This window comes from Cellulomonas sp. P22 (assembly GCF_044392165.1).
This window is the reverse complement of record NZ_JBISBW010000013.1, coordinates 19,140-42,607: the sequence shown is the minus strand read 5'-3', so window position 1 is coordinate 42,607 and position 23,468 is coordinate 19,140. Positions and strand designations below refer to the sequence as shown.

Annotated in this window: 20 protein-coding genes and 1 pseudogene; 10 read left to right on the top strand and 11 right to left on the bottom strand. The window is 69.7% G+C overall.

Annotated features, from left to right (window positions below; genetic code table 11):
• Window positions 1-337 (top strand): annotated as a pseudogene (locus tag ACGIF2_RS14470) (hypothetical protein); the annotation flags it as partial.
• A 322-nt stretch (window positions 338-659) separates the two neighbouring features.
• On the opposite strand, the gene ACGIF2_RS14465 reads toward ACGIF2_RS14470, so the two are convergent.
• Genes ACGIF2_RS14465 through ACGIF2_RS14445 form a run of 5 tightly spaced genes read right to left on the bottom strand, consistent with a single transcriptional unit; the run spans window position 660 to window position 6,267 of the window.
• Entirely contained in the window at window positions 660-2,882 is a 2,223-nt protein-coding gene (locus tag ACGIF2_RS14465) for a hypothetical protein (protein ID WP_396047827.1), read from the bottom strand.
• The gene (locus tag ACGIF2_RS14460; RefSeq protein ID WP_396047825.1) at window positions 2,879-3,832 is read right to left on the bottom strand and encodes a WxcM-like domain-containing protein; all 954 of its coding nucleotides are present in this window, start codon (window positions 3,830-3,832) and stop codon (window positions 2,879-2,881) included. The genes ACGIF2_RS14465 and ACGIF2_RS14460 overlap by 4 nt, the downstream gene beginning before the upstream one ends.
• Window positions 3,829-4,251 (bottom strand): GtrA family protein, encoded by a 423-nt coding sequence (locus ACGIF2_RS14455; protein ID WP_396047823.1) that lies wholly within the window; start codon window positions 4,249-4,251, stop codon window positions 3,829-3,831. Before ACGIF2_RS14455 ends, ACGIF2_RS14460 begins: the two co-directional genes overlap by 4 nt.
• On the bottom strand, window positions 4,238-5,188 hold the full coding sequence (locus ACGIF2_RS14450) for a glycosyltransferase family 2 protein (protein ID WP_396047821.1): 951 nt from the start codon (window positions 5,186-5,188) through the stop codon (window positions 4,238-4,240). Before ACGIF2_RS14450 ends, ACGIF2_RS14455 begins: the two co-directional genes overlap by 14 nt.
• Before the next feature lie 2 nt (window positions 5,189-5,190).
• The gene (locus tag ACGIF2_RS14445; RefSeq protein WP_396047819.1) at window positions 5,191-6,267 is read right to left on the bottom strand and encodes a DegT/DnrJ/EryC1/StrS family aminotransferase; all 1,077 of its coding nucleotides are present in this window, start codon (window positions 6,265-6,267) and stop codon (window positions 5,191-5,193) included.
• Window positions 6,268-6,480: 213 nt separating this feature from the next.
• Here ACGIF2_RS14445 and ACGIF2_RS14440 point away from each other — a divergent pair, with 213 nt between their 5' ends.
• Together ACGIF2_RS14440 and ACGIF2_RS14435 are read left to right on the top strand one after the other, a co-directional pair.
• Window positions 6,481-7,224 carry a glycosyltransferase family 2 protein gene (locus ACGIF2_RS14440; protein WP_396047817.1) on the top strand — a complete coding sequence of 248 codons (744 nt, stop codon included), beginning with the start codon at window positions 6,481-6,483 and terminating at the stop codon, window positions 7,222-7,224.
• Complete coding sequence (locus ACGIF2_RS14435; RefSeq protein ID WP_396047815.1) at window positions 7,221-7,619, top strand: DUF2304 domain-containing protein; 399 nt, start codon at window positions 7,221-7,223, stop codon at window positions 7,617-7,619. The genes ACGIF2_RS14440 and ACGIF2_RS14435 overlap by 4 nt, the downstream gene beginning before the upstream one ends.
• Before the next feature lie 77 nt (window positions 7,620-7,696).
• Here ACGIF2_RS14435 and ACGIF2_RS14430 read toward each other — a convergent pair whose 3' ends face one another.
• The 4 genes from ACGIF2_RS14430 to ACGIF2_RS14415 are packed head-to-tail and all read right to left on the bottom strand — an operon-like array spanning window position 7,697 to window position 13,280.
• On the bottom strand, window positions 7,697-10,174 hold the full coding sequence (locus ACGIF2_RS14430) for a glycosyltransferase (protein WP_396047813.1): 2,478 nt from the start codon (window positions 10,172-10,174) through the stop codon (window positions 7,697-7,699).
• Between the two features lie 34 nt (window positions 10,175-10,208).
• Complete coding sequence (locus tag ACGIF2_RS14425) at window positions 10,209-11,255, bottom strand: methyltransferase domain-containing protein (RefSeq protein ID WP_396047811.1); 1,047 nt, start codon at window positions 11,253-11,255, stop codon at window positions 10,209-10,211.
• Entirely contained in the window at window positions 11,248-12,456 is a 1,209-nt protein-coding gene (locus ACGIF2_RS14420; protein WP_396047809.1) for an ABC transporter ATP-binding protein, read from the bottom strand. The genes ACGIF2_RS14425 and ACGIF2_RS14420 overlap by 8 nt, the downstream gene beginning before the upstream one ends.
• Window positions 12,453-13,280: an ABC transporter permease gene (locus ACGIF2_RS14415; protein WP_396047807.1), complete on the bottom strand. Its 828-nt coding sequence runs from the start codon at window positions 13,278-13,280 to the stop codon at window positions 12,453-12,455. The genes ACGIF2_RS14420 and ACGIF2_RS14415 overlap by 4 nt, the downstream gene beginning before the upstream one ends.
• A gap of 212 nt (window positions 13,281-13,492) precedes the next feature.
• On the opposite strand from ACGIF2_RS14415, the gene ACGIF2_RS14410 reads away from it, so the two are divergent.
• The 5 genes from ACGIF2_RS14410 to ACGIF2_RS14390 all read left to right on the top strand — a co-directional run bounded on the left by ACGIF2_RS14410 (window position 13,493) and on the right by ACGIF2_RS14390 (window position 19,565).
• A complete protein-coding gene (locus ACGIF2_RS14410; RefSeq protein ID WP_396047805.1) occupies window positions 13,493-14,584 on the top strand; it encodes a glycosyltransferase family 4 protein in 1,092 nt (363 codons plus the stop codon).
• Window positions 14,581-15,663 (top strand): glycosyltransferase family 2 protein, encoded by a 1,083-nt coding sequence (locus ACGIF2_RS14405; protein WP_396047803.1) that lies wholly within the window; start codon window positions 14,581-14,583, stop codon window positions 15,661-15,663. Before ACGIF2_RS14410 ends, ACGIF2_RS14405 begins: the two co-directional genes overlap by 4 nt.
• Window positions 15,664-15,741: 78 nt before the next feature.
• Complete coding sequence (gene rfbB / locus ACGIF2_RS14400; RefSeq protein WP_396047801.1) at window positions 15,742-16,737, top strand: dTDP-glucose 4,6-dehydratase; 996 nt, start codon at window positions 15,742-15,744, stop codon at window positions 16,735-16,737.
• 178 nt (window positions 16,738-16,915) lie between these two features.
• Complete coding sequence (locus ACGIF2_RS14395; protein WP_396047799.1) at window positions 16,916-18,112, top strand: LCP family protein; 1,197 nt, start codon at window positions 16,916-16,918, stop codon at window positions 18,110-18,112.
• Between the two features lie 361 nt (window positions 18,113-18,473).
• On the top strand, window positions 18,474-19,565 hold the full coding sequence (locus tag ACGIF2_RS14390; protein WP_396047797.1) for an LCP family protein: 1,092 nt from the start codon (window positions 18,474-18,476) through the stop codon (window positions 19,563-19,565).
• A 34-nt stretch (window positions 19,566-19,599) separates the two neighbouring features.
• Here the strand turns inward: ACGIF2_RS14390 and purE are convergent, their stop codons facing one another.
• Both purE and ACGIF2_RS14380 read right to left on the bottom strand, forming a co-directional pair.
• Entirely contained in the window at window positions 19,600-20,145 is a 546-nt protein-coding gene (gene purE / locus ACGIF2_RS14385) for a 5-(carboxyamino)imidazole ribonucleotide mutase (RefSeq protein ID WP_396047795.1), read from the bottom strand.
• A gap of 17 nt (window positions 20,146-20,162) precedes the next feature.
• Window positions 20,163-21,329 carry a 5-(carboxyamino)imidazole ribonucleotide synthase gene (locus ACGIF2_RS14380; RefSeq protein WP_396047793.1) on the bottom strand — a complete coding sequence of 389 codons (1,167 nt, stop codon included), beginning with the start codon at window positions 21,327-21,329 and terminating at the stop codon, window positions 20,163-20,165.
• 144 nt (window positions 21,330-21,473) lie between these two features.
• Here ACGIF2_RS14380 and ACGIF2_RS14375 point away from each other — a divergent pair, with 144 nt between their 5' ends.
• Together ACGIF2_RS14375 and ACGIF2_RS14370 are read left to right on the top strand one after the other, a co-directional pair.
• The gene (locus ACGIF2_RS14375) at window positions 21,474-21,998 is read left to right on the top strand and encodes a GtrA family protein (RefSeq protein ID WP_396047791.1); all 525 of its coding nucleotides are present in this window, start codon (window positions 21,474-21,476) and stop codon (window positions 21,996-21,998) included.
• A gap of 125 nt (window positions 21,999-22,123) precedes the next feature.
• Window positions 22,124-23,449 carry a UDP-glucose dehydrogenase family protein gene (locus ACGIF2_RS14370; protein WP_396047789.1) on the top strand — a complete coding sequence of 442 codons (1,326 nt, stop codon included), beginning with the start codon at window positions 22,124-22,126 and terminating at the stop codon, window positions 23,447-23,449.
• Window positions 23,450-23,468: the final 19 nt, after the last annotated feature.

The window sequence follows — 23,468 nt, the reverse complement described above, 5'->3', positions numbered from 1 at the left end:
AGTCACCGTCCCGGCCACCCAGACACAAACCCCGGTCGGGGTCATCGACTCGATCACCGGCGCGAACGGCGCCATCAACGCCAAGGGTTGGGCCTTCGACTGGGACACCACCGCACCGATCCCGGTGCACATGTACGTCGACGGCGTCGGCTACGCCTTCAACGCCGACCAGCCGTCCCCCGCCGTCAGCGGAGCATTCCCCGCGGCCGGCCCCAACCACGCCTACGACCTCACCGTCGCCGCCGGCCCCGGCAACCACCAGGTGTGCCTCTACGCCATCAACCTCCCCTCCGGACCCAACACCGCCCTGGGCTGCCGCACGATCACCGTCAGCTGACGGTCACCGAGACTGACGCTCCAGCTGCCTGCTGTGCCGCCAGCGAGCGCGCGCCTGGCATCCACGCGGGTTGCGGCACGGGTGCAGGCGAACGGCGACTGAAGGCGGGACGGCCTGCCCCTCGGTCATATGGAAGCCGGCGACGTTGGGGCAGCAGGTGAACGGCGCGCCCGCTTCTCGGGCGGTTGGCGCTCGATGGGCGACATGCCTGGCAGGGATCTGCGGGACCGTGGAGACACAAGAGGCCTCCTTCGTGGGGCGAGGCCGCTCAGCCACCCCCCTCAACCGAGAGGCCATTCATCCGGCCGACGTGTGGTCAGCTCTACAACACCTTGATGGGCTCGTCGATCCCGAGTTGGGGGTCCGAGGCCTCTGCTTGACCTCGCGCGAATCGACGACGCCGGGCGGCAAGGGCGACCACACTCCCGGCAACCCCGAGCAGGAGCGTCCCCGCGATGAACGCGACACCCGCCGCGGCCTGGTGGGGCGTCGCGTACTGGAGCGTCACGATCCAGTCGCCGGCGGGCAGGTCAGCCTGGATGAGCCCCGCGGCGCCCATTCGGGGGTCCAGGGTGCGACAACCATCGGTCCCTGCGTCACACGCCTCGACAGACCAGCCCGGGTAGTACGCCTCGTTGAACAGCGCTGAGGCGTCTGAGATGGAGGAGACGCGATACGTGAGCCGCCCCGGTTCGTAGCCGTCCGGCATCACTTCGAGCCCTTCGCCGCACAGATGGTCCTCGGCGCACGCTTCAACAGCCTCCTCCGAAGGCAGCTCTCCGTCGGAACCGACGGCGATCGCCAGGCCGGGCGCTTCGTATAGCGCGGCCATGCGTTCCGCCGTCGCAGGATTGTCGAGTGCCGCCAACGCGGCTTCGAAGGCCGGCTGGCCCTTGAGGTTGACATATCCTCCGACCGCGTCCTGGCGGTCGTAGAAGGAGGAGTTCCAGTTGACCGCGAGTGGCGAGACCGGCAACTCGTCCAGGGCCGCGCGTGCGGGACGCTGCGTGGATGAGACCTCCAGCTGAGCTCCATCATCGATGAGCTGTTCGGATGTCTCACCCCAGACGGCTGTCTCGAGGGGGGCACGCTCAGTTCGCCACGACGCTGTGATCGCGTACGCCCAGAAGACCCCCGACACGGCGCCCAGCACAGTCAGCACCGCGACCCAACGCCGCAGGTCGCCACGATCGGCGTGCCACCGGGCGCGGCCGAAGCCTCCAAGCAGTGCTACCACCGCGGCGGAGGCGACGAGCAACGTCCATGGCTCGACCCACCGCGGCACCTGATAGTTGGCGCGCACAGCGACGGCCAGCGCCAGCGCTGCCATTCCTGCCAAAGCAGCAGTTCCCCACGGATGAGCCCACCGCCCGTTCGGCCCCTCCTCATACCGGGCGCGCGCGAGGGCGCTGGAGATGCCCGCCATGCCGGCGACCACGACCACGAGAAGCAGGTACACGCGGAAGTCGGCCATCCGAAATCGGCTGAGGTCGAGGCCGGGGAGCCTCTCGAGCGTCCCGTACCACGGCATGAAGGGCATCCCGAGTGCGAGGACGACTCCGCCGGCTCCGGCACAGACCCGCACCAGAGGGTCCCTCCATCGCACGAGCGCCATTGCCGCCCAGCACGCCGCTGGCAGGAAGAACGCCCGCATCGACGGGTCGTTTGGCAGGCCGACGAGGTCGTAGGGGAAGATCGTGGTGCCGATCATGCGCCAGTCGAAGATCGACTCGTCCACGCCGGTCGGCGACGCCGTCCCGCGCAGTCCGATCGCCGTGAGGTACTTCGGCGCGGACAGGAGCACGGCGCCCACGCCTGCGACGCACAGCGGCAGAAGAAACTCCTTGATCCGCGGTCGGCGCACGATCTGGGAGGTCACCACCCACGCCATCCCGCAGTAGGCCCCCGCGACGATGACTCCCGGGTACGAGCCCGCCAGGGCCTGCCAGATCACCACCGCCGCGACGGGGATACCCCACCAACGCTTCCACGCCCAGGTCGGCGACAGGACCGCAAGTACCCACGGCGCCCATGCGGCACCTCGGACGATGTCCGGGTGCAGGGCGTTGGTGAAGAAGCTGGCCGCGAAGAAGTACGTCACCAGACCGAACATCGTGCCCGCGCGCGCGAGCCCCCACCGTCTGCCGAGCACGTATACACCGAGGGCACCGAAGGCGACGTGCAACGCCTGCAGCACCGCTGCCGCATGGATGGAGTAGGGGGTGATCGCGGCGGCGATGCCGATCGGCAGGTACCACGAGCCGTTCTGGATCGAGATCGCCGCCGGGAACCCGCCCCAGGAGTAGGGCATCCATTGCACCGGATTCACCAGCGAGCCGTCACGCCACCACGCGAGGGGCTCGTTGTTGTACGACCCGATGAAGTCGTCCGGCGCCGGCACGACGTTGCCGGTGAAGTAGTGCCAGAACATCATCAGTTCCAGGACCACGAGCACGGCGACGACCAGAGCGATCTCGCGCGCCCGCTCTCCGGTCAACGCGCGGCCGAACCTGCTGCTCGACATCGCCTCCGTGCGAAGACTCATGACGACAGTTCAACCATGTGCGGCGCGCTCGTCGCGAGACCTCGCGCCTCGAGGAACGTCTCGTAGTCGCGGATGTAGTCGTCCGAGTCGTACGGGAGCGAGGCGAACACCCCGAGCACCGCGTTGGCGCTGTAGCGGTACTGGGTACCCCATACCATCGCGGGCATGTACAGGCCCAGGTCCGGCCGGTCGAGGACGATCTCCTGCCGCTGGATGCCGTCGTCGACCACGCAGGTGACCGATCCGCTCAAGCTGACGAGGAACTGCTCGCACTTGCGGTGCGCGTGTGCGCCCCGCACGTCGACGGTCGGGACGTCGAACACGGTGAAGTACCGCGCGGGCCGGAACGGGAGGTCGTCGTCGAGCTCGGTGGAGACGAGCGAGCCGCGCAGATCGTCGGCCCGCCGCAGGGCTATGGTCGCGGCGCCTCCGATCAGATCTTGGGGCACGGCGGGCAGCTGGGCGGCACGAGGCGCCTCGGCGCTGGGGCCGTACCCGATGATGCGGGCCGGGTTTCCGACCACCACGGCGTTCGCCGGCACGTCCTTGGTCACCACGGCGCCCGCACCTACCATCGCGCCACGTCCGACATGGATGCCGGGGAGGATCACGGAACCGCCGCCCAGCGACGCCCCCTGATCGATGCGCGTGATGGGAAAGGTGTCGGGGTACTGCCTGCTGCGGGGGAACCGGTCGTTCGTGAACGTGACGTTGGGTCCCACGAAGACGTCATCCGCCAGCCGGACTCCGTCCCACAGCTGGACACCGCTCTTGATCGTCACCCGATCGCCGACGACGACGTCGTTCTCGATGAACACGTGGTCGCAGATGTTGCAGTCGTCACCGATGACCGCCCCCGGCAGCACGTGGGCGAACGCCCACACCCGAGTGTCCTGTCCGATGTTCACCGTCTCGCAGACGCCAAGCTCGTGCACGAAGAAGTCGGTCACGACATCATCCCTTCTTGCTGTCGGACCACCTGTCGAGGCTCAGCCCGTCGAACGATCAGAAGTCCACCAAGGAATGTCAGGGGCGCGGTGACGAGCACGACGAGTCCTGAGTAGGCCGGCGACATCCCCTGGTCGACGGCGACGGCGAGAGCCCCGAGGCCCACCACGTAGACGGCGATGTAGAGGGCCACGTACTGCACGAGCTGGGCCCGCGCCATCCTGACCCGGTAGACGAACCGCCCGGCCATGAAGGTCGAGAACACGATCCCGAGGGCGAACACGATCGAGTAGGCCAACCCGGGGGCGATGACGAGCGAGAGGAGCGAAAGCAGCACCCCTGTCACCAGCGTGTTCGCCCCGCCCGCGAGGCCGAACCGCATCGCAGAGCCCAGGAGGGCGCGCAGCTCAGTCGAGCGCACGGTCGAAGACCTTGTTGCTCATCACGATGGACGCGGGTCGCCCCTTGCTGTTCTCGTACGTGCGCCAGACGTACGAGCCGACCACACCGAGGCCATAGAGGAGCGAGAACGTCGACAGCAGGATCGTCAGCATGAGCGGCGTGTAGCCGCCAACCGCGATCCGGTCCGTCCACCATCCCACGAACACGACGATGCTCGCGAGGGCCATCCCTCCCGCGCCGATCCCGGTGAGGGCAGAGATCGGCAGGTCCGTGAACGAGAAGACCGAGTCCAACAGGTACCGGATCCGCCGATGCATCGTCCACCCGCTCTTCCCCTGTTCACGCCGACTCCTGGAGTAGGGAACCTCCGCCCGGCGGTACCCCACCCAGAACAGCAGCCCGACCAGGCTCGAGTGCGATTCGCCGAGCGTGAGCAGCTGTCGGGCGACATCTCGGGTGCAGCCGAACACATCGACGCCGCCTCGAGGGATCTCGGGCTCGATCCACCTGCGGTAGAGGTTCCAGAAGCTCCGCGACAGAAATGACGAGAGCGCAGGATCGTCACGTGACTCACGCCGACCCACCACGACGTCGAACTCACCCGTGGCCATCGTCTCGAAGAAGGACAACATGAGCTCGGGCGGCTCCTGCAGGTCTGCCGCCATCACTCCGATCATCTCGCCACGGGCAACGGCCAGACCGCTGCGGATCGCGGCGAACGAACCGAAGTTCCGCGAGTGGTAGACAAGCTGGGAGTCGATCGTGGCCGCGGGCAGGACCTTCTCGAGGACAAGCCCGGACCGGTCAGGAGAACCGTCGATGACGAACACGACCTCGAGCCGACCGTCGAGCTGGAGGGCTACCTCCTCGAGCCGACGGGTGACGCTCTCGACCGACCCCTCGTTCCCGTAGACCGGGACGACGACCGAGTACTTGATCTCGTTTGCGGCGGGCACGGTCAGTAGCTCGCCAGTGCGGCGCAGACACGGTCGACCTCGTCCGACGTCATCTCCGCAAAGCATGGAAGCGTCACGATCCGCTCAGCCAGCGACTCGGTCACCGGCAGGGAGACCTCGGCGTACTCGTCGCGGAACGCGCTCTGCAGGTGGTCCGGGACGGGGTAGTGCACATCTGTCCTGATCAGCTGACTCTCGAGATGACGCCGCAGGCTCGCTCGATCATCCGCGACGACCACAGCCAGATGGCCGACGTGCCCGGCGCCCTCGGCTGGGAGGACACGGACTCCGCTCGCCGCAACCTCGACATACCGTCGGATGATGCCGCGGCGGGTCTGATTCTGCGCTCCGAGGAAGGGCATGCGGGTGCGAAGAACTGCCGCCTGCACCTCGTCCAGCCGCGAGTTGCGGCCCCCATCGACGCCGATGCGGTACTTGCCGTCCCAGCCGTACTGGCGCAGGGCGCGCAGGCTCCCCGCGATCTCCTCGGACGATGTCGTCACCGCTCCGCCGTCGCCGAGTGCACCGAGGTTCTTCGTCGGATAGAAGCTGAAGGCAGCCGCATCGGCCCTTGACCCCACGGGGCCCTCGACCGTGCTGGCCCCGATCGCCTGCGCGCAGTCCTCGACGACGCGGATCCCCAGCGGTTCGCACACGGAGCGCACCGCGGCCACATCCGCCGCACGCCCGTACAGGTGCGTCACCACGACCACTCCCACGCGGGCATCCAGCACATCGACGAGGGCCTTGGGGTCGACGCAGTGCGTCTCGGCATCGACGTCGACATAGCGCACCGCGAACCCTCCACGCCGCGCAGCCGTCGTCGTGTACCCGCCGCAGTTGGCAGCTGTGACGACCACCTCGCGTCCGACAGGCATGGTCGCGCGGAGCATCAGCTCCAGGGCGTCGGTGCCAGAACCGACCGCGACAGCGTGGTTGGCGCCCACCAGGGCAGCGAGCTCGGCCTCGAAAGCTGTGTGCTCTGGCCCCATCACCACGTGGGCCGAATCGAGCACACGTGTCCACGCGCGGTCGAGCTCGGCCCGCTGATCGTCGATCGCCCTCGACAGGTCGTTCATCGGAACCCACTGCTGCACCGCACCCTCGATCCTCTAGCACCACGCCACCGGGCGGATCCGGCACCCCGCCAGGCGTGTGACCCTCGCCCGAGGAGCCGGTCAGATCCTAGCGGGTCCCGTGAGAGGCGCTAGAATCGTTCTCCTCGCTCACCCCGGAGAATCGTGGTGAACGCGGTCGCCAAGGCTGGACATGAGTCCCGCTACCATAATGCCGTGACCGCCCCCTTCCCACGTCGCGTCCTCGTTGTCATTCCGGCATGGAACGAACAGGACGCGCTCCCCGGTGTCCTCGCAGAGGTCGACGAAACGGTCGCGGACGCGGACATCCTCGTCGTAAACGACGGCTCGACGGACCGCACGTCAGCAGTCGCTCGACGCTGCGGTGTCCCGGTCCTCGACCTCCCGATCAACCTGGGGGTGGGCGGCGCCATGCGCGCAGGGTTCAAGTACGCGCAACGGCACGGCTACGACGTCGTCGTGCAGCTGGACGCCGACGGGCAGCACGACCCTCGTGATGTGCCTCGACTGGTGGATCTCCTCATGCAGGAGGACGCGGACCTGGTGATCGGCGCTCGCTTCGCCGGCCTGGGGACCTACTCGGCCCGGGGCCCGCGCCGGTGGGCCATGCGCGGACTCTCGTTCGTGCTGTCGCGTGTCACGGGCACACGCCTGACCGACAGCACCTCGGGCTTCAAGGCCGCCGGCCCTCGGGCGATCGCCCTGTTCGCCCCGACCTATCCCGCTGAGTATCTCGGGGACACCATCGAGTCGCTGGTGCTGGCAGCCCGGGCGAAGCTCCGTGTCCGCCAGATGCCGGTCGAGATGCGTGCCCGGGCGGGCGGGATCCCCTCCCACAACCCGGTGCGCGCCAGCCTCTTTCTCCTGCGCGCCGTGCTCGCACTTCTCATCGCCCTGAGCCGTCCGGCTGCAGGCTTCCCTCTGGCGGAGGACGCATGACCGGCTACATCGCATCGCTGGCGCTCGCCGGGGTGACGCTCGTCGTCGTCCTGCTACTGATGCGGAGCCGGCGCATCCGAGAGAAGTACGCGGCGATCTGGATCGTCATCGCCATCCTCACCGTCGTCGTCGGCCTCGTGCCGAGCCTGCTCACCTGGACGGCGTCACAGCTGGGCTTCGAGGCGCCGGTGAACCTGCTCTTCTTCGCCGCCATGCTGGCGCTGCTGCTCATCTCCGTCCAGTACAGCGTGGAGCTGTCGACGCTCGAAGAAGAGGTGCGAACGTTGGCTGAAGAGGTCGCGCTCCTCAGACTGGATGTTGAAGACGTCCGGTCGGACATCAGCGTGCCGTCCCCTGTGACCCATGCGGACGACAGCAGCTCGCGCATGTCCTGATCGACCACAGCAACGACTCGAGGCCCTGACCGGAACGCATCTGGTCAGGGCCTCGATGTCACGCTACGGGTGCGCCGTCAAGCACGCGGCGGGAGCACCAGTCGCTTGACCCTTCCGCCTGCCTTGCTCACGACGTTGACCACGCCGCCGTCCTGCAGGTACTCCCGCACCAGCGCGGCGTCACCACGAAGGCCGCCCCAGCGCGGCGCGACGACGGCGACGGGTGTGCGTAGCGCCGCGGCCGACTCAGGGTCGACGAGGTCGGGCGCCCGCCGCGGGCTGCGGCAGAACTCGACCAGCGGGCGAAGGGCCTCGCTCCAGCGGTACTCGGGCGCCACGACCTCGATGTTGGACCGGATCTCGGCCGCAACATCCGGCTTGGTCAGGACCTCGGTCAGGGCATCGGCGAGAGCGCCGACGTCGCCGGCCGGGACGACGCGCCCCAGATTGCGCGACGACACGAGAGCAGCCAACGAGTCTCCGTCGGTGCACACGATCGGCAGCGACGCCCAGAGGTAGTCGAGGATGCGCGTTCGGAACGAGAACGCCGTCTCGACGTGGTCGAGGTGCGTGCTCACCCCGATGTCCGACTCGAGCAGGAAGTTCTGCCGCTCCTCGTACGCCACCCACTCGTGGTTGAAGATGACGTGCGTGCCGAGCAGCCCCAGCTCGCGTGCGAGGTCCCTGGCCTGGACGGCCATTCGCATCTCGGGAACGGCAGGGTTGGGGTGCTTGACCCCCATGAACAGGAGCCGGACCTCGGGAATGGTCTCCTTGACGACATCGATCGCGCGGATCAGCGTCAGCGGGTCGAACCAGTTGTAGATCCCGCCGCCCCACAGGATGACCTTGTCGTCCTTGCCGATGCCCGGGATGACGCCCTTGACCATCGGCTTCGTCGCGACAGGCGGCTCGTCTCCCACACCGAACGGGACGATGCTGATCAGCGAGTTCAGCGTCTCGTCGTCGTCGTAGACGGCGGGGTTGACCCGTCCGAGCGCGGCCATCTGGCCGAGCCAGAAGTCCCTCTGCTTCTCCGCCGCGCACATGAAGAAGTCCCCGCGCAGGATCTGCTCGTTGAGCACGGCCGTCGATGACCGCACGACCTCACGACGAGCCTTCTCGCCCAGGTCGCGCGCCTGCTCGAGCTGCTCGAGGTGGAACGGGTCATAGATGTCGACCACGACGATCTTGTCGCTGTTCTTGAGCACCGGGTGCTCGTGCATCAGGAAGCCCTGGAACACGATCACGTCCGCCCACTTCTCGAGCTGGACGAGGTCGCGGCCGTTGACGTGCTTGATCGGGAATTCTGAGCTCGTCAGGTCGCAGGTGCCGGTCGTGACCAGCTGGACGTCGTGCTCCTTGGAGAGCGCGCTCGCGATCTGCCAGGCGCGGATGGCCGGCCCGGCCATGCGCTTCGAGACGGTGTCACCGGTCGCGACCAGGACGCGACGGCGGCCACCGAAGGGGGTGGCGACGTCGAAGGCGTCCACGACCGCCTGATAGGCGTCGACGAAGCCCGCGTCCGGGATGTTGGGGCGCATCGGCTCGCCGAAGAGGCGCACGATCTCGGCGTCGGTGCGGCGGCGGGCGGCCTGCAGCACGTCGCGCTTCGCGCGCATCGCCGGGAGGTTGCGCACGAACTCGTCGACCGCGTAGGTGGACGCCAGAACGGTGCGGGACACCTCGGCGGTGGGGCCTTCGGACGGGTCGTGACCGTGCGCCAGGTCGAGCGAGGTCGGGTCGTCGCCCCCGAGCACCACCCCGCGGCGGATGGCCAGCGCGATGGCGCCGGGCAGGAACCGCGAGAGGTTCTCCTCGCCGTAGTTCTTGTAGATCGTGTAGAGCGCGTTGCGCTCGAGCAGGTACTTCTCGCGCCAGCTCCCGATCGAGGACATCGAGGCATGGTGGCGGTGGTAAGAGATCGACTGCGGGACGTAGCGCACCCGGTAGCCGAGCACCCACAGGCGCCAGCCGAGGTCGACGTCCTCGAAGAACATGAAGTAGTCGTCGTCGAAGCCGCCGACCTTCTGGAAGACCTCCTTGCGGAGGATGAGCGAGGAGCCCGTGCCGAAGAGGATGTCCCGTCGGCTCTCCGGCCCCTCGCCCGGGGCCTCGCCGACGCCCAGCTTGAACGCCTGGCCGTACCAGGACATCCCGGCGGCGACGAAGTCGATCGTCTTGCCCTCCCAGTCGAGGACCTTGGTGGCCACAGCGCCGACATCGAGGTTGCGCTCGAGCTCGGGGATCGCCGCCGACAGGAACGCACGGTCGGGGCGCGCGTCGTTGTTGATGAACGCGACGAACTCGCCGGTCGCCTTCTCCACGCCGAGGTTGCAGCCGCCGGCGAATCCGAGGTTCTTCTTCGACTCGATCACCCGCGCGTGCGGCACCGCCTGCTTGATCTGCTTGACGTCCGTGCCGCCGCTGGCGTTGTCGACGACGACGAGCTCGAGCTTGTCCGCAGGCCAGTCGATGTCTGCGAACGCCTTGAGGCACGCGATGGTGTCCTCGGCACCCCGGTAGTTCACGACGACGACCGAAACCGTGCCCATTGCCATGTCCTTGCTCACTGCTGTCCCCCGTCGGTCACTGCTGTCCCCCATCCGGCTTGCGGAGCCGGCGGGCCGCCGCGTTCGCGACCCGCTCCAAGCTGTACCTGCTGGCCTCCGCCTTCCTCTGCGCGACCATCAGCTGGGCGCGGAGCTGCGCCAGCTCGACATCCCGGTTGTGCGTCTCGGACCGCGCCCCGGCCAGCTCCGCCTCGAGCCCTGAGACCTTGTTGTGCAGATCGGCGATCTGTCCGGCGCCGGACAGCCGCGCACTGAGCACCGCACCCCCGATCGCTGCCAGCGTCGCGCCCGAGTCGGGTGACGTGGCAGGGCTGCGGAGGGAGTCGATGAGCGCCTCGAGCTCGTCCAGGCTGCGGCGGCCGGACGCCACGACGACCTGCCGGTAGGACGGATCGGCGTTGTCGTTGAGCGACTGACGCTCGTTGTAGAACCGGTGGAGCTCCGGCAGCGCAGGCAGGCCGGACGCCAGGAGCTCGTGGTGGAAGACCATGCCGAGCAGCCATCGGGGCAGGTATCCGCTGGGGAGCCGGACGGAGTTCCAGCCGTCGCCGCTGAAGGCCGCAAGGGTGTCGTCGATCTTGGGCAGACCGTTGTCGATGTGCTCCTGGAGCGTGCCGAAGACCTCGCCGAACCGGGCCGTGACGAACGCCTGCAGCGCATCTTCGGCCAGCGCAACGCCCTCGGTGTCATGCGGAGCGCTCAGCACCACGAAGTCCTGCGCGACACGTCGGCACTCCGACAGGAAGGCCGCGCGGAACTGGGCAGGGATGTGCTCGAGAGTGTCGAGCGAGATGACGATGTCGAACGCGTCGTCGGCGAACGGCAGGTGCGCACCGTCGGCCACCACGAAGTTGCCCCCGTGCGTGCCGAACCGGTCGATCACCGCCACCTGGGCGTCGTCGAAGAACAGCTCGAGGAAACCGGGTGCACCACCGACGTCGAGAACCCGTCGACCGCTCCACCCGCCGAGGCCTTCGACTGCGCGCGCCGCAGTGGCGTAGCGCTGGTACTGGTCGAAGGGGAGCTCGAGGGCCTCAGGGGTCCTGTACGTCGGCTCAGTCATGTCGCACTCCGTTGTTCTGCCAGGTCCCCCCCAGGCTCACGATGCCGAACCGGTCGGTCGGCTGCCCTGCAAGGACGTCGAACCTGAAGAGGTTCTTCTGGTGGTCGAACGTGTGCGTGAGGGTCGAGTCCGTCGAGGCGACCGTGACGTCGTAGGTGCCCGCCAGGAGCATCAGACGAGGGACACGCAGGTCGACCTGCCCGGTGCCACGGCGCACGTCGATCCTCAGACCGCCGTCCTTCGTGTTGGGTCCGGTGACGTTCTGCCCGGACAGGGTGTCGATGGCGAGCCCGAAGACCGCGTCCTCGACGTCGCTCGACGCGTCGTAGCGCAGCCGGAACGTCACGTCGTCACCCGTGCGCACGGTGGTCGTCGGCACGCCGTCGACCAGGAGCTCGACGTCCTCGAGGCGGATCTCGCCGGAGCCGTGCCGCAAGCGCCCCTCCTTGGCGGCGCCCTCGTCCCGGTCGGTGTGCGACGTCTCGATGTAGTCGTCGACGACCTCGCCGGGCTTCCCGACGGACTGCAGGCGCCCGTGGTCGAGCCAGGCGACCTCGTCGCACATGTCACGCATGGTCCCGAGCGCGTGGCTGACGACGACGATCGTCCGCCCGTCGTCCTTGAACTCCTTGAACTTCTCCATGCTGCGGCGCTGGAACTCCTCGTCGCCGACCGCCAGCACCTCGTCGACCATGAGGATGTCCGGGTCGACGTTGATCGCGACCGAGAAGCCCAGGCGCACGTACATGCCCGAGGAGTAGTTCTTCACCGGGGTGTCGATGAAGGCCGAGAGCCCGGCGAAGTCGACGATGTCGTCGAACTTGCGGTCGATCTCGGCCTTGGTCAGCCCCAGGATCGAGCCGTTGAGGTAGACGTTGTCCCGCCCGGACAGCTCCGGGTGGAAGCCCGCGCCGAGCTCCAGGAGCGCGGAGACCTTGCCGCGGACGGCGATGCTGCCCGTGTCCGGGACCAGGATCTTGGCGAGGCACTTCAGCAGCGTGCTCTTGCCCGAGCCGTTGTGCCCGACGAGACCGAAGGTCTTTCCCTGCGGGATCTCGAGGCCGATGTCCCGCAACGCCCAGAACTCGTCGAACTTGGCCCGGCGCCCACGCATGAGCGCGACCTTGATCGACTGGTTCCGCTCGTGGTAGATCCGGAAGCGCTTGGAGACGTTGTCGACGGTGATGACGGAATCGTTCACAGTTCCTCAGCCAGCCTTTTTTCCATCCGTCCGAAGACCCGGTTCCCGATCCACAGGAGCACGGCGGTGATGACCAGGCAGTAGACGATGGGTTGCCAGCCGGGGAGCCGACCGGAGTACATCATGTCGCGGATCGACTCCACGAACCCCACCATCGGGTTCAGGGTGTACAGGTCCGCGACGTGCCACGCGGCGGTCCACTTGCCGTTGTCCCGGGTCCCCTCGATCAGGGTGATCGGGTAGATGATCGGGGTGGCGTAGAACCAGAGCTGCATGAACAGCGTCACGAAGTGCGCGATGTCGCGGAAGTAGACGTTGACCACCGACAGCATGAGCGCCAGCGCGAGGGCGAAGAAGCCCAGCAGCACCATGACCAGCAGGATCAGCGGGATGTACGGCAGCACGTTGACCCGGAAAGCCAAGAAGATGGCGATGAGCACGAGCATCTCGATGGCGTAGGACACGAAGGCCGCAGCGACGTTCGAGATGACCAGGAGCCGACGCGGGAAGTACGTCTTCTTGATCAGGTTGCCGTTGGCGACGAGCGACCCCATCCCGGTCTGAAATGCGCCGGCCATGAAGTTCCAGGTCAGCAGGCCGCACAGCAGGAACAGGGAGTAGTTGTGCAGCCCGTTCACGCCCACAGGCGGGTCGACCCGCATCACGGTCGAGAAGACGATCGTGAAGATCGCGGTGGTGGCCAAGGGATTGATCAACGACCAGAGCCAACCCAGGGCCGTTCCCTTGTACTTGCCCCGGAGCTCGCGGAGCGTCAAGTTATGGAGCAGCTCGCGGGAGTTGTAGACCTCGCGAGTGTCGGTCAAGAGGCCCAACAGCGGGTTCCGTTCTGGGTTCGACCGGTCCCGCTGATCGGGCCGGTAGGCGTCGCAGACGATACACGAGGCGACTGTCCGGACGGACAGCCCACCTCAGACAAACACGGCACGCGGTCCGGCGCCTCGGGTGAGCGGTGATCCTGCCCCGGCACCGCCCGCGTGGCGCCGGCGGGAAGCGGGTGCCGTGAGACGATGCCGCCGTGCTGATCACGCTCGACGCGACCCCCCTCCTCGGCCGACGGACGGGGATCGGGCGCTACGTCGATCACCTCCTGACGGAGCTCCCGGCTGCGGTGGGACGACGCGGCCTCGACGCCCAGGTGCGGGTCACGACGTGGACCGCCCGCGGTGCGCGGCTCGTCGACCTGCCTGCCGGGGTGCACCAGGTGGGTCGGCGCATCTCGGCGCGCCTGCTGCGCGAGTGCTGGCGCCGGACGCAGTTCCCCCCGATCGAGGCGCTCGTCGGCCCCACCGACGTGTTCCACGGCACCAACTTCGTCTCGCCCCCGACCCGCCGAGCCCGTGAGGTCGTGACGATCCACGACCTCACCTACGCGCTGCACGCCGACACGGTGAGCCCCGCGAGCCTGCAGTACCGCGAGCTGGTGCCACGCGCCCTGGCCCGCGGCGCGCTGGTCGTGACCCCGACCGAGGTCGTCGCGGACGCGGTGCGCACGTACTACTCCCTACCGGCCGAGCGGGTCGTGGCGGTCCCGCACGGTGTCGAGGACGCCTGGTTCGACGCGACCGCGCCTGAGCCGGCATGGCTGCGGTCGAACGGTCTGCCCGACGACTACGTGGTGTTCGTCGGTTCGCTCGATCCCCGCAAGAACCTCCCCCGTCTGCTCGAGGCCCATGCCCGGCTGCGCGCGGACTCCCCGGGCACGCCGGACCTGGTGCTCGCGGGGCCGGCCGGTCGCGAGGCGTCCCTCCAGGGCCGTCCGGGCGTGCACCTCACGGGCTGGCTCGAGGACGACGACCTGCGCCGGCTCGTCGCCGGGAGCAGGGCGCTCGTGCTCCCCTCGACCGACGAAGGGTTCGGGCTCCCGGTGCTCGAGGCGCTCGCGGCGGGTCGGCCAGTCGTCGTCTCGGACATCCCTGTGCTGCACGAGGTCGCCGGGCCGCACGCGTTCGCTGCGGCTCCGGACGACTCGGACGCGCTCGCCGACGCGCTGCGGCGCGCGACCGAGGCCCCCGACGACGCCCCCGCCCGTGAACACCGGCAGGCATGGGCTCGCGAGTTCACCTGGGCCCGCTGCGCCGACCGCACGCTCGAGACGTACCTCGCATGAACCCGGGGACAGCTCCTGACGTCACTGTCGTGACGGTGACGTACAACGGTGCCGACCTCGTGGGCGCATGCCTCGACGCCCTCGCGCACCAGGAGCTCGACGGATTGCGCATGGAGGTCGTCGTCGTCGACAACGCCTCGACCGACGGCACCGCCGATCTCGTCGCGCGGGAGCACCCCGAGGTCCGACTGGTGCGCTCCCCCGTCAACCGGGGCTTCGCGGGCGGCAACAACCTGGTGCTCGACACGGTCGCGTCGCCGTACGTGATCCTGCTCAACAACGACGCCGTGCCCGAGCCGGACTTCGTGGCCACGCTCGTACGCGCGCTCGACGCAGCTCCTGACGATGTGGCGTGCCTGACGGCGACGGTCCTGCTGGCGGATCGCTTCCGCCCTGTGGACGCCGCCTCGACCACGGCCGCCGACACGGTGACCGGCCCGGACGGCACCTACGTCGCAGCCCCTGACGGGCCGGTGACGCTCGTGAACTCGACGGGCAACCAGGTGCGCACCGACGGCTACGGCGTCGACCGCGGGTGGCTCGCCGACGCGGCCACGCACCATCCCCCGGCTGACGTGTTCGGGTTCTGCGGTGCGGCCGCCATCCTGCGCACGAGCGCCCTGCGCGAGGTCGGCACGTTCGACGAGGACTTCTTCCTCTACTACGAGGACACGGACCTGTCGTGGCGGCTGCGGCTGGCGGGCTACCAGGTGCGGCACTGCCCCGAGGCCGTGGTGCACCACCAGCACGCGGCGTCGACGGGCGAGGGCTCCGAGCTGTTCCGCTTCCACGACGGCCGCAACCGGCTGCTCATGCTCGTCAAGGACGCGTCCGCGGGCCTCGCCCTGCGGTGCGTGGGCCGTTACGCGCTCACGACTGCCTCGATCGGCCTGCGCCGCCGTCAGCCGTGGCCGCTCGTCCGCACGCGCCTGCGGGTGCTGGCGTCGTTCGTCCGGCTGCTGCCGCGGATGCTCCGCAAGCGTCGAGTCATCACCCGCACCGCTGCGGTCTCGCGCCGGGACGTCGAGCACCTGCTCGTCGAACCGTCGTCGCACGTCACGGGCGGGTACCGGACGTGACCTGCGCGCACCAACCCCGGTGACCGGTCCACCCGGATAGACTCGCGGCACTCATCCGTCCCTGGAGGTCTGACACCCATGCGCCTGCTCGTCACCGGCGGAGCCGGCTTCATCGGCTCCAACTTCGTCCACCAGACGGTGCGCGAGCACCCCGAGGTCCAGGTCACGGTGCTCGACGCCCTGACGTACGCGGGCGACGAGCTGAGCCTCGCGCCGGTCGAGAGCCAGGTCGAGTTCGTCAAGGGCGACATCGCCGACGCCGACCTCATGGACGCGCTCGTCAAGGACGCCGACGCTGTCGTGCACTTCGCGGCCGAGTCGCACAACGACAACTCGCTGTCGAACCCGTGGCCGTTCGTGCAGACCAACGTGATCGGCACGTACACGATCCTCGAGGCCGTGCGCCGTCACGGCACGCGCCTGCACCACATCTCGACCGACGAGGTCTACGGCGACCTCGAGCTCGACGACCCGGCGAAGTTCACGCCCGAGACGCCGTACAACCCGTCGAGCCCGTACTCCTCGACCAAGGCCGCGAGCGACCTGCTCGTGCGCGCCTGGGTGCGATCGTTCGGGGTCGAGGCGACGCTGTCGAACTGCTCGAACAACTACGGGCCGTACCAGCACGTCGAGAAGTTCATCCCGCGCCAGATCACCAATGTCGTCGACGGGGTGCGCCCCAAGCTGTACGGCACGGGCGAGAACGTGCGCGACTGGATCCACGTCGAGGACCACAACTCCGCGGTCTGGGCCATCCTCGAGAAGGGCCGCATCGGCGAGACGTACCTCATCGGCGCGGACGGCGAGGAGAACAACAAGAACGTCGTCGAGCTCATCCTCGAGCTGACCGGGCAGAGCCGCGACGCCTACGACCTGGTGAGCGACCGCCCCGGTCACGACATGCGCTACGCGATCGACTCGACCAAGCTCCGCGAGGAGCTCGGCTGGGTCCCGCGCTACGAGAGCTTCCGCGAGGGTCTCGCTGCGACGATCGCCTGGTACCAGGCGAACGAGGCGTGGTGGCGCCCCCAGAAGGACGCCACCGAGGCGAAGTACGCCCAGTTGGGCCGCTGATCTCCACAGTTCCTCTACGCCGTCCGCGCGCCGCACCCCCGTCGCGCGGGCGGCGTCCTCATATGCTCCTCTGGTGACCTCCCGCCATGCTGCCTCCCCGCGCCCTCGTGCGGCGCGCCATTCGCGGCGGGTACGCACCCATCACGCGCGGCGAGGAGTCGCCCTCACCCTGTGCGCTGTGCTCGCCTTCGGAGTGACCAGCGTGGCGACGGCGATGGGCAAGCTGCAGGGGAACATCGAGGCCGTCGACGTGAGCGACCTGGTGGGCGACGCCCCCTCCCCCACGTCGACCGAGCCGGGCGACCCGAACGCCGGGAAGGCCCTCAACATCCTGCTGCTGGGATCGGACCAGCGGGACGGGGAGAACGCAGCTCTGGGCGGTGAGGCCGAGGGCATGCGCTCGGACACGGCGATCGTCATGCACATCTCCGCCGACCGGTCGCGGGTCGAGCTCGTCTCGATCCCCCGCGACTCGCTCGTGGACATCCCGTCGTGCACCATGACCGACGGCACGACGACCAGAGCGCGGCACGACATGTTCAACTCGGCGTTCGCGACGGGCGCGACCATCGGCAAGGACATCGGCTCCGCGGCCGCGTGCAGCATCAAGACGGTGCAGTCCACGACGGGCGTGACGATCAACGACTACGCGGTGATCGACTTCAGCGGCTTCGTCAAGATGGTCGACGCGCTGGGCGGCGTGTCGATCTGCATCCCGAACGACATGAAGTCCCCGCTCGCGGGTCTCGACGTCAAGGCCGGTCAGCAGACGCTCGACGGCACGACCGCGCTGGCCTTCGCCCGGGCACGCAAGGGCACGGGGGTCGGCGACGGCTCCGACACGAACCGGCTCGGTCGCCAGCAGCGGTTCCTGGCGGCGATGGCCACCACGATCCTGCAGAAGAACCTGCTGACCGACGCGACGGGGCTGATCCGGCTCCTCGACGCGGCCACCGAGTCGGTCACGACCTCACCGTCGCTCGCGTCGGTGACCAACCTCGCAGGGCTCGGGCTCAGCCTCAAGAACATCTCGCCGGACAGCATCAGCTTCATGACCATCCCGTTCGCGGCTGCGGCGAGCGACCGGAACCGCGTCGAGTGGACGGCAGAGGCCGACACGATCTGGGCGAACATGGCCGCGGACATCCCGATCACGGCGACCGAACCGCCGGTCGACGACACGGCCGGCGCTGCAGCGGGCACGGGTGCGGGCACCGCCGCCGACCCGACGACCCCGACGCCGACCGGGGGCGCCACGGCCGGGGCGCCCGCGACGGCCCCCGAGCCCACGACCGTCGACCCCACGCCTACCGCGACGAAGCAGGCGGGCAAGGAGCAGTTCTCCGCCGCTGACAACACGGGAAGCTGCGGTTAGCCCGATGCCGTCCGAGAGCGACGACCGGCGCGGGTCCCGCGCCCGCGCGGGCGGATCGGCCCGCCCAGCCCCGTCGGCCTCTGGCGGGGCCCGCGCGGTGAAACGCCCCACCGACGAGCGCGGCGCCGGGCGCCCGGCGCCGGCGTCCGTACCCCCGAGCTTCGCTCCCGGCGCGAGCACCGCCCGGCCACCCGCTCAGCCGGACGCCGTCCGGGTGGGACGCACGCCACCCGCACCGCCCGCGCCGCGATCGCGCGACCAGGCCCGACCTGCTGACCCGGCACGACCGCCGTCGGTCGCCCCGGCCCCCTCGGCGCGGACCTCAGGCGCACCACGCCCGGCACAGGCACCGCCCGTTCGGGTGCCCGGACGACCTTCGGCGCCGACCGGTCGAGGGACGAGCGGCCCGACACCACCTGCCCGGCCCGCGTCCGGACGCCCGGCCGTCGACGGCAGACGTCCCGCGACCGCACCGACGTCCGAGGCCACCGCACCCACCCGGGCGCACGGGTCGCGCCGACGCCGCACCCTGATCGCGGCCGCCCTGGTGCTGGTCCTGCTCCTGGCCTGGCCGATCGGCCTGCTGGTGTGGGCGAACGGCAAGATCTCGCACGTCGACGCGCTCTCGGGAGCGGCCGGCACGCCGGGCACGACGTACCTGCTCGCGGGCTCGGACTCGCGCGAGGGCGGCATCATCGAGGACTCCGAGACGACGGGTGCCCGCACCGACACGATCATGCTGCTGCACGTGCCCGACAGCGGCCCGACGGCGCTGATCAGCCTCCCGCGCGACACGTACGTCGAGATCCCGGGCCACGACCCGTCCAAGATCAACTCGGCGTTCGCGTGGGGCGGTGCCCCGCTGCTCGTGCAGACGGTCGAACAGCTCACCGGGCTCACGGTCGACCACTACGTCGAGGTCGGGTTCGGCGGGATCGAGCAGCTGGTCGACGCGGTGGGCGGGGTCGAGCTGTGCTCCGACCTCACTGTCGACGACGCGGACTCGGGCATGGTCTGGACGCCCGGCTGCCGCACGGTCGGCGGTGTCGACGCCCTGGCCTTCGCCCGGATGCGCAAGGCCGACCCCGAGGGCGACATCGGTCGCGCGGAACGCCAGCAGCAGCTCATCGGCGCGATCACGGGCACGGTCGAGAGCCCCGGTCTGGTGTTCCAGCCGGGCAAGCAGGTCGACCTGATCACCGCCGGGACCGGCGCCCTGACGGTGAGCGACGGAACGGGCATCGTCGACCTGGCGAGCCTGGCGATCGCGTTCCGCAACGCCAAGGGCGAGGGCGGCATCACGGGTACCCCGCCGATCGTCGACCTCGACTACCGGCCGGGCAACGTCGGTTCGACCGTGCGCCTGGACCCCGACCAGACCGGCCCGTTCTTCGCGGCGGTCGCTGCGGGAACCTGGCCCGTGGGCCCGACAGGCGGCATGCCCGCGGGCTGACACCCCCGCACCGCGAGGCACGTGGGCCGACGTGTCAGCCGCCGAAACCGATCGTCCGGCGCTGCCCGTCACCGGCCGAGGCGCGCAGCCGCTCACCTTTCGCGTCAGCCTGTTCGCGCAGCCCGTCCTGGAACGCCGACATCGCGGCCGCGAGCCGGGTGGCATCGGCGTCGGTGCCCGAGGCGAGGATCCGCACGGCGAGCAGCCCGGCGTTGCGCGCCCCACCGATCGAGACGGTCGCGACGGGGACACCCGCGGGCATCTGCACGATCGAGAGCAGCGAGTCCATGCCGTCGAGGTACGCGAGCGGCACAGGGACCCCGATCACGGGCAGCGTCGTCACGGCGGCGAGCATGCCGGGCAGGTGCGCGGCTCCGCCGGCCCCGGCGATCACGGCCCGCAGCCCGCGCGCTGCGGCGGTACGTCCGTACTCGACCATCTTGTCGGGCTGGCGGTGGGCCGAGACCACGTCGACCTCGACGGGGACGTCGAACTCGGCGAGGGCCTCGGCGGCCGCCTGCATGACGGGCCAGTCGGAGTCCGACCCCATGACGATGCCGACCAGCGGCTGAGCACCCATTGTCGTGGTCCTTCCGGTCATGCGGTGGCGTCCCCGCGCAGCAGCGCGGCGGCGGCGCGGGCGCGGGCCCGCACGTCGGGCAGGTCGTCGCCCGAGATGTTCACGTGGCCGAGCTTGCGCCCGGGTCGCACTCCCTTGCCGTACAGGTGCACCTTGGCCGACGGGTCCAGCCGGGTCACGTCAGCCAGGCCGTCGGTCAGCTCGTCGCGGGTCGAGCCCAGCACGTTCACCATGACGGTCCACGGCGCGCGCGGCGAGGGGTCACCGAGCGGCAGGTCGAGCACGGCCCGCAGGTGCTGCTCGAACTGGCTGGTCACCGCACCGTCGATCGTCCAGTGGCCCGAGTTGTGCGGGCGCATGGCCAGCTCGTTCACGAAGACCCGGGGGGCCCCGCCCTCGGCGGCGGCGACCTCGAAGAGCTCGACGGCGAGCACCCCGGTGACCCCCAGCCCTTCTGCGACGCGCACGGCGATCCGGTGCGCCTCCTCGTCGGTCCCCGGGTGCAGGTCGGGGGCGGGCGCGATGACCTCGGCGCACACCCCGTTCTCCTGCACGGACTCCACGACGGGCCACGTGCGGACCTCACCCGAGGGCGACCGAGCGACGAGCACAGCGAGCTCGCGCGTGAACGGCACCTTCTCCTCGGCGATCAGCGCCGCACCCGTGCCGTCGACCGCGGCGGCGAGCCAGTCGGCGACGTCGGCGGCCGAGTGCACGACGCGCACGCCCTTGCCGTCGTAGCCGCCGCGCACCGTCTTGACCACGGCGGTCCCGCCGGTCGCCGCAAGGAAGTCCGTGAGCTCGTCGGGGCTCGAGACCGGGGCCCAGCGCGGGCACGGGACGTCGAGGGCCTCGAGCCGCTCGCGCATGACCTTCTTGTCCTGGGCGTGCACGAGCGCGGCCGGACCGGGGCGCACCGCCACACCGCGACCCACGAGATCCTCGAGGATGGCGTGGGGCACGTGCTCGTGCTCGAACGTCAGCACCCGCGCCCCGTCGACCAGCGCCAGGACGGCGCCGGGGTCGCTGGCCGCACCGACCGGGGAGTCGACCACGACCTGCGCCGCGGACGACCCGCCGTCCTCGACGAGCACCCGCAGGTGCACCCCGAGCGCGGTCGCCGCGGGTGCCATCATGCGGGCGAGCTGCCCGCCGCCGACCACTGCCACCACTGGTGCTGCCACAGACCGGGAGCCTAGTCGAGGGCTCGGGCGACCTGGCACGGCGCCCACGACTCGATCACCGGCCTCCCGGGGCGCCGCTGCGTGCCGCACCGCTCATGGTCTCCTCACAGGCGGGTCAGGGGCGTCGGGGCATAGGGTCGATCAGTGACCGCCTCCGCCGCCGGGCCGCGCCGCCTGGGCTTCACGCGCGCCCGCCTCCTCGAGATCTCCCGCTTCCTGTCGGTGGGGGCCGTCTCGTTCGTCGTCGACCTCGGGCTGTTCAACCTGCTCCGGTTCGGCCCGGGCGACCTGCTCCGGGACAAGCCGATCACAGCGAAGGTGATCTCGGTCGCGGCGGCGACGCTCGTCTCGTGGCTCGGCAACCGCTACTGGACCTTCTCGGCGCACAAGACGACCCGGCGTGGGCGCGAGCTCCTGCTGTACGCCGTCATCAACGTGGTCGGCGTGCTCATCGGGATCGGCACGCTCGCGTTCTCGCACTACGTGCTGGACCTGCGCACCCCGCTCGAGGACAACGTCTCGACGATCCTGGGCATCGTGCTGGGCACGATCGTGCGCTACATCGGCTACAAGAAGCTGGTGTTCACCGCTCGCGAGGACGCCGCCGCTCCACCGCCGCCGCCCGTGCAGCTGCCCGCCGACCCTGAAGGAGACTTCGACCCCGCCTGAGGGGCGACACCTGTTCGGGATCGACAGCGGCCTCGAACGGGTAGACAGGATGGGACGATTCGGGCACAAAGGGGCAATCCGCACGCTAGATTGAGCGGCCTGGTACCCCCTGCCGAGGAGTCGTCGTGCGCATATCTGTCATCGGTTGCGGCTACCTCGGCGCGGTGCACGCAGCGGCGATGGCGAGCCTCGGCCACGACGTCATCGGCATCGACGTCGACGCCGACAAGGTCGTCTCGCTCGCAGCCGGGAGAGCGCCGTTCTTCGAGCCTGGGCTCCCCGAGCTCCTGACCGGCAGCGTCAGCTCGGGCCATCTGACGTTCAGCACGGACATGGCCGACGCGGCCGGTGCCCGGGTGCACTTCATCTGCGTGGGCACGCCGCAGAAGCGTGGCGAGTTCGGTGCCGACCTGACGCACGTCGAGCAGGCGTTCGCGATGCTGCTGCCGCACCTCACGGAGGGCGACGTCGTCGTCGGCAAGTCGACGGTGCCGGTCGGTACCGCTGAGGCGCTCGCCGAGCGGCTCGAGGACACCGGGGCGACGCTCATCTGGAATCCCGAGTTCCTCCGGGAGGGCTTCGCGGTCCAGGACACGCTGCACCCGGACCGCCTCGTCTACGGTCTGCCCACCGGCACGGCCGGGCAGATCACCGAGGCAGGCGAGAAGGCGCGACAGGCCCTCGACGAGGTCTACTCGGTCTCGCTCAGCGACGGGACCCCGCTCGTGGTCACCGACTACGCCACCGCGCAGCTGGTCAAGGTCGCAGCCAACTCGTTCCTGGCCACCAAGATCTCGTTCATCAACGCCATGTCCGAGCTGTGCGAGGCCACCGGTGCCGACGTGACCCGGCTGGCCGACGCGATCGGCTACGACGAACGGATCGGTCGGCGGTTCCTGAACGCGGGGCTGGGTTTCGGCGGTGGCTGCCTGCCCAAGGACATCCGCGCGTTCATGGCCCGTGCGGGCGAGCTCGGCGTCGACCAGGCGCTGTCGTTCTTGCGTGAGGTCGACGCGATCAACATGCGGCGCCGGGTCCGCATGGTCGACCTGGCACGGGAGATGTGCAGCGGCTCGATCGTCGGCCGGCGCATCGCCGTGCTCGGCGCGGCCTTCAAGCCGATGAGCGACGACGTCCGCGACTCGCCGGCGCTGTCGGTCGCCGCGCAGATGCAGCTCCAGGGCGCCCATGTGACGGTGACCGACCCGCAGGCCATCGACAACGCGCGCCTGAAGTGGCCGGACCTGCGCTTCGCACCGACGGCCCTCGAGGCCGCCGAGGGTGCCGACGTGGTGCTCCTTGCGACCGAGTGGGCCGAGTACCGCGAGCTCGATCCGGTCGTCCTCGGGAAGGTCGTCAACGCGCGTCGGATGCTCGACGGCCGCAACGTCCTCGACCCGGCGACCTGGCGCCAGGCGGGGTGGACGTACCGGGCCCTCGGCCGCCCCTGACCGCCTCCCGCCCTCGACG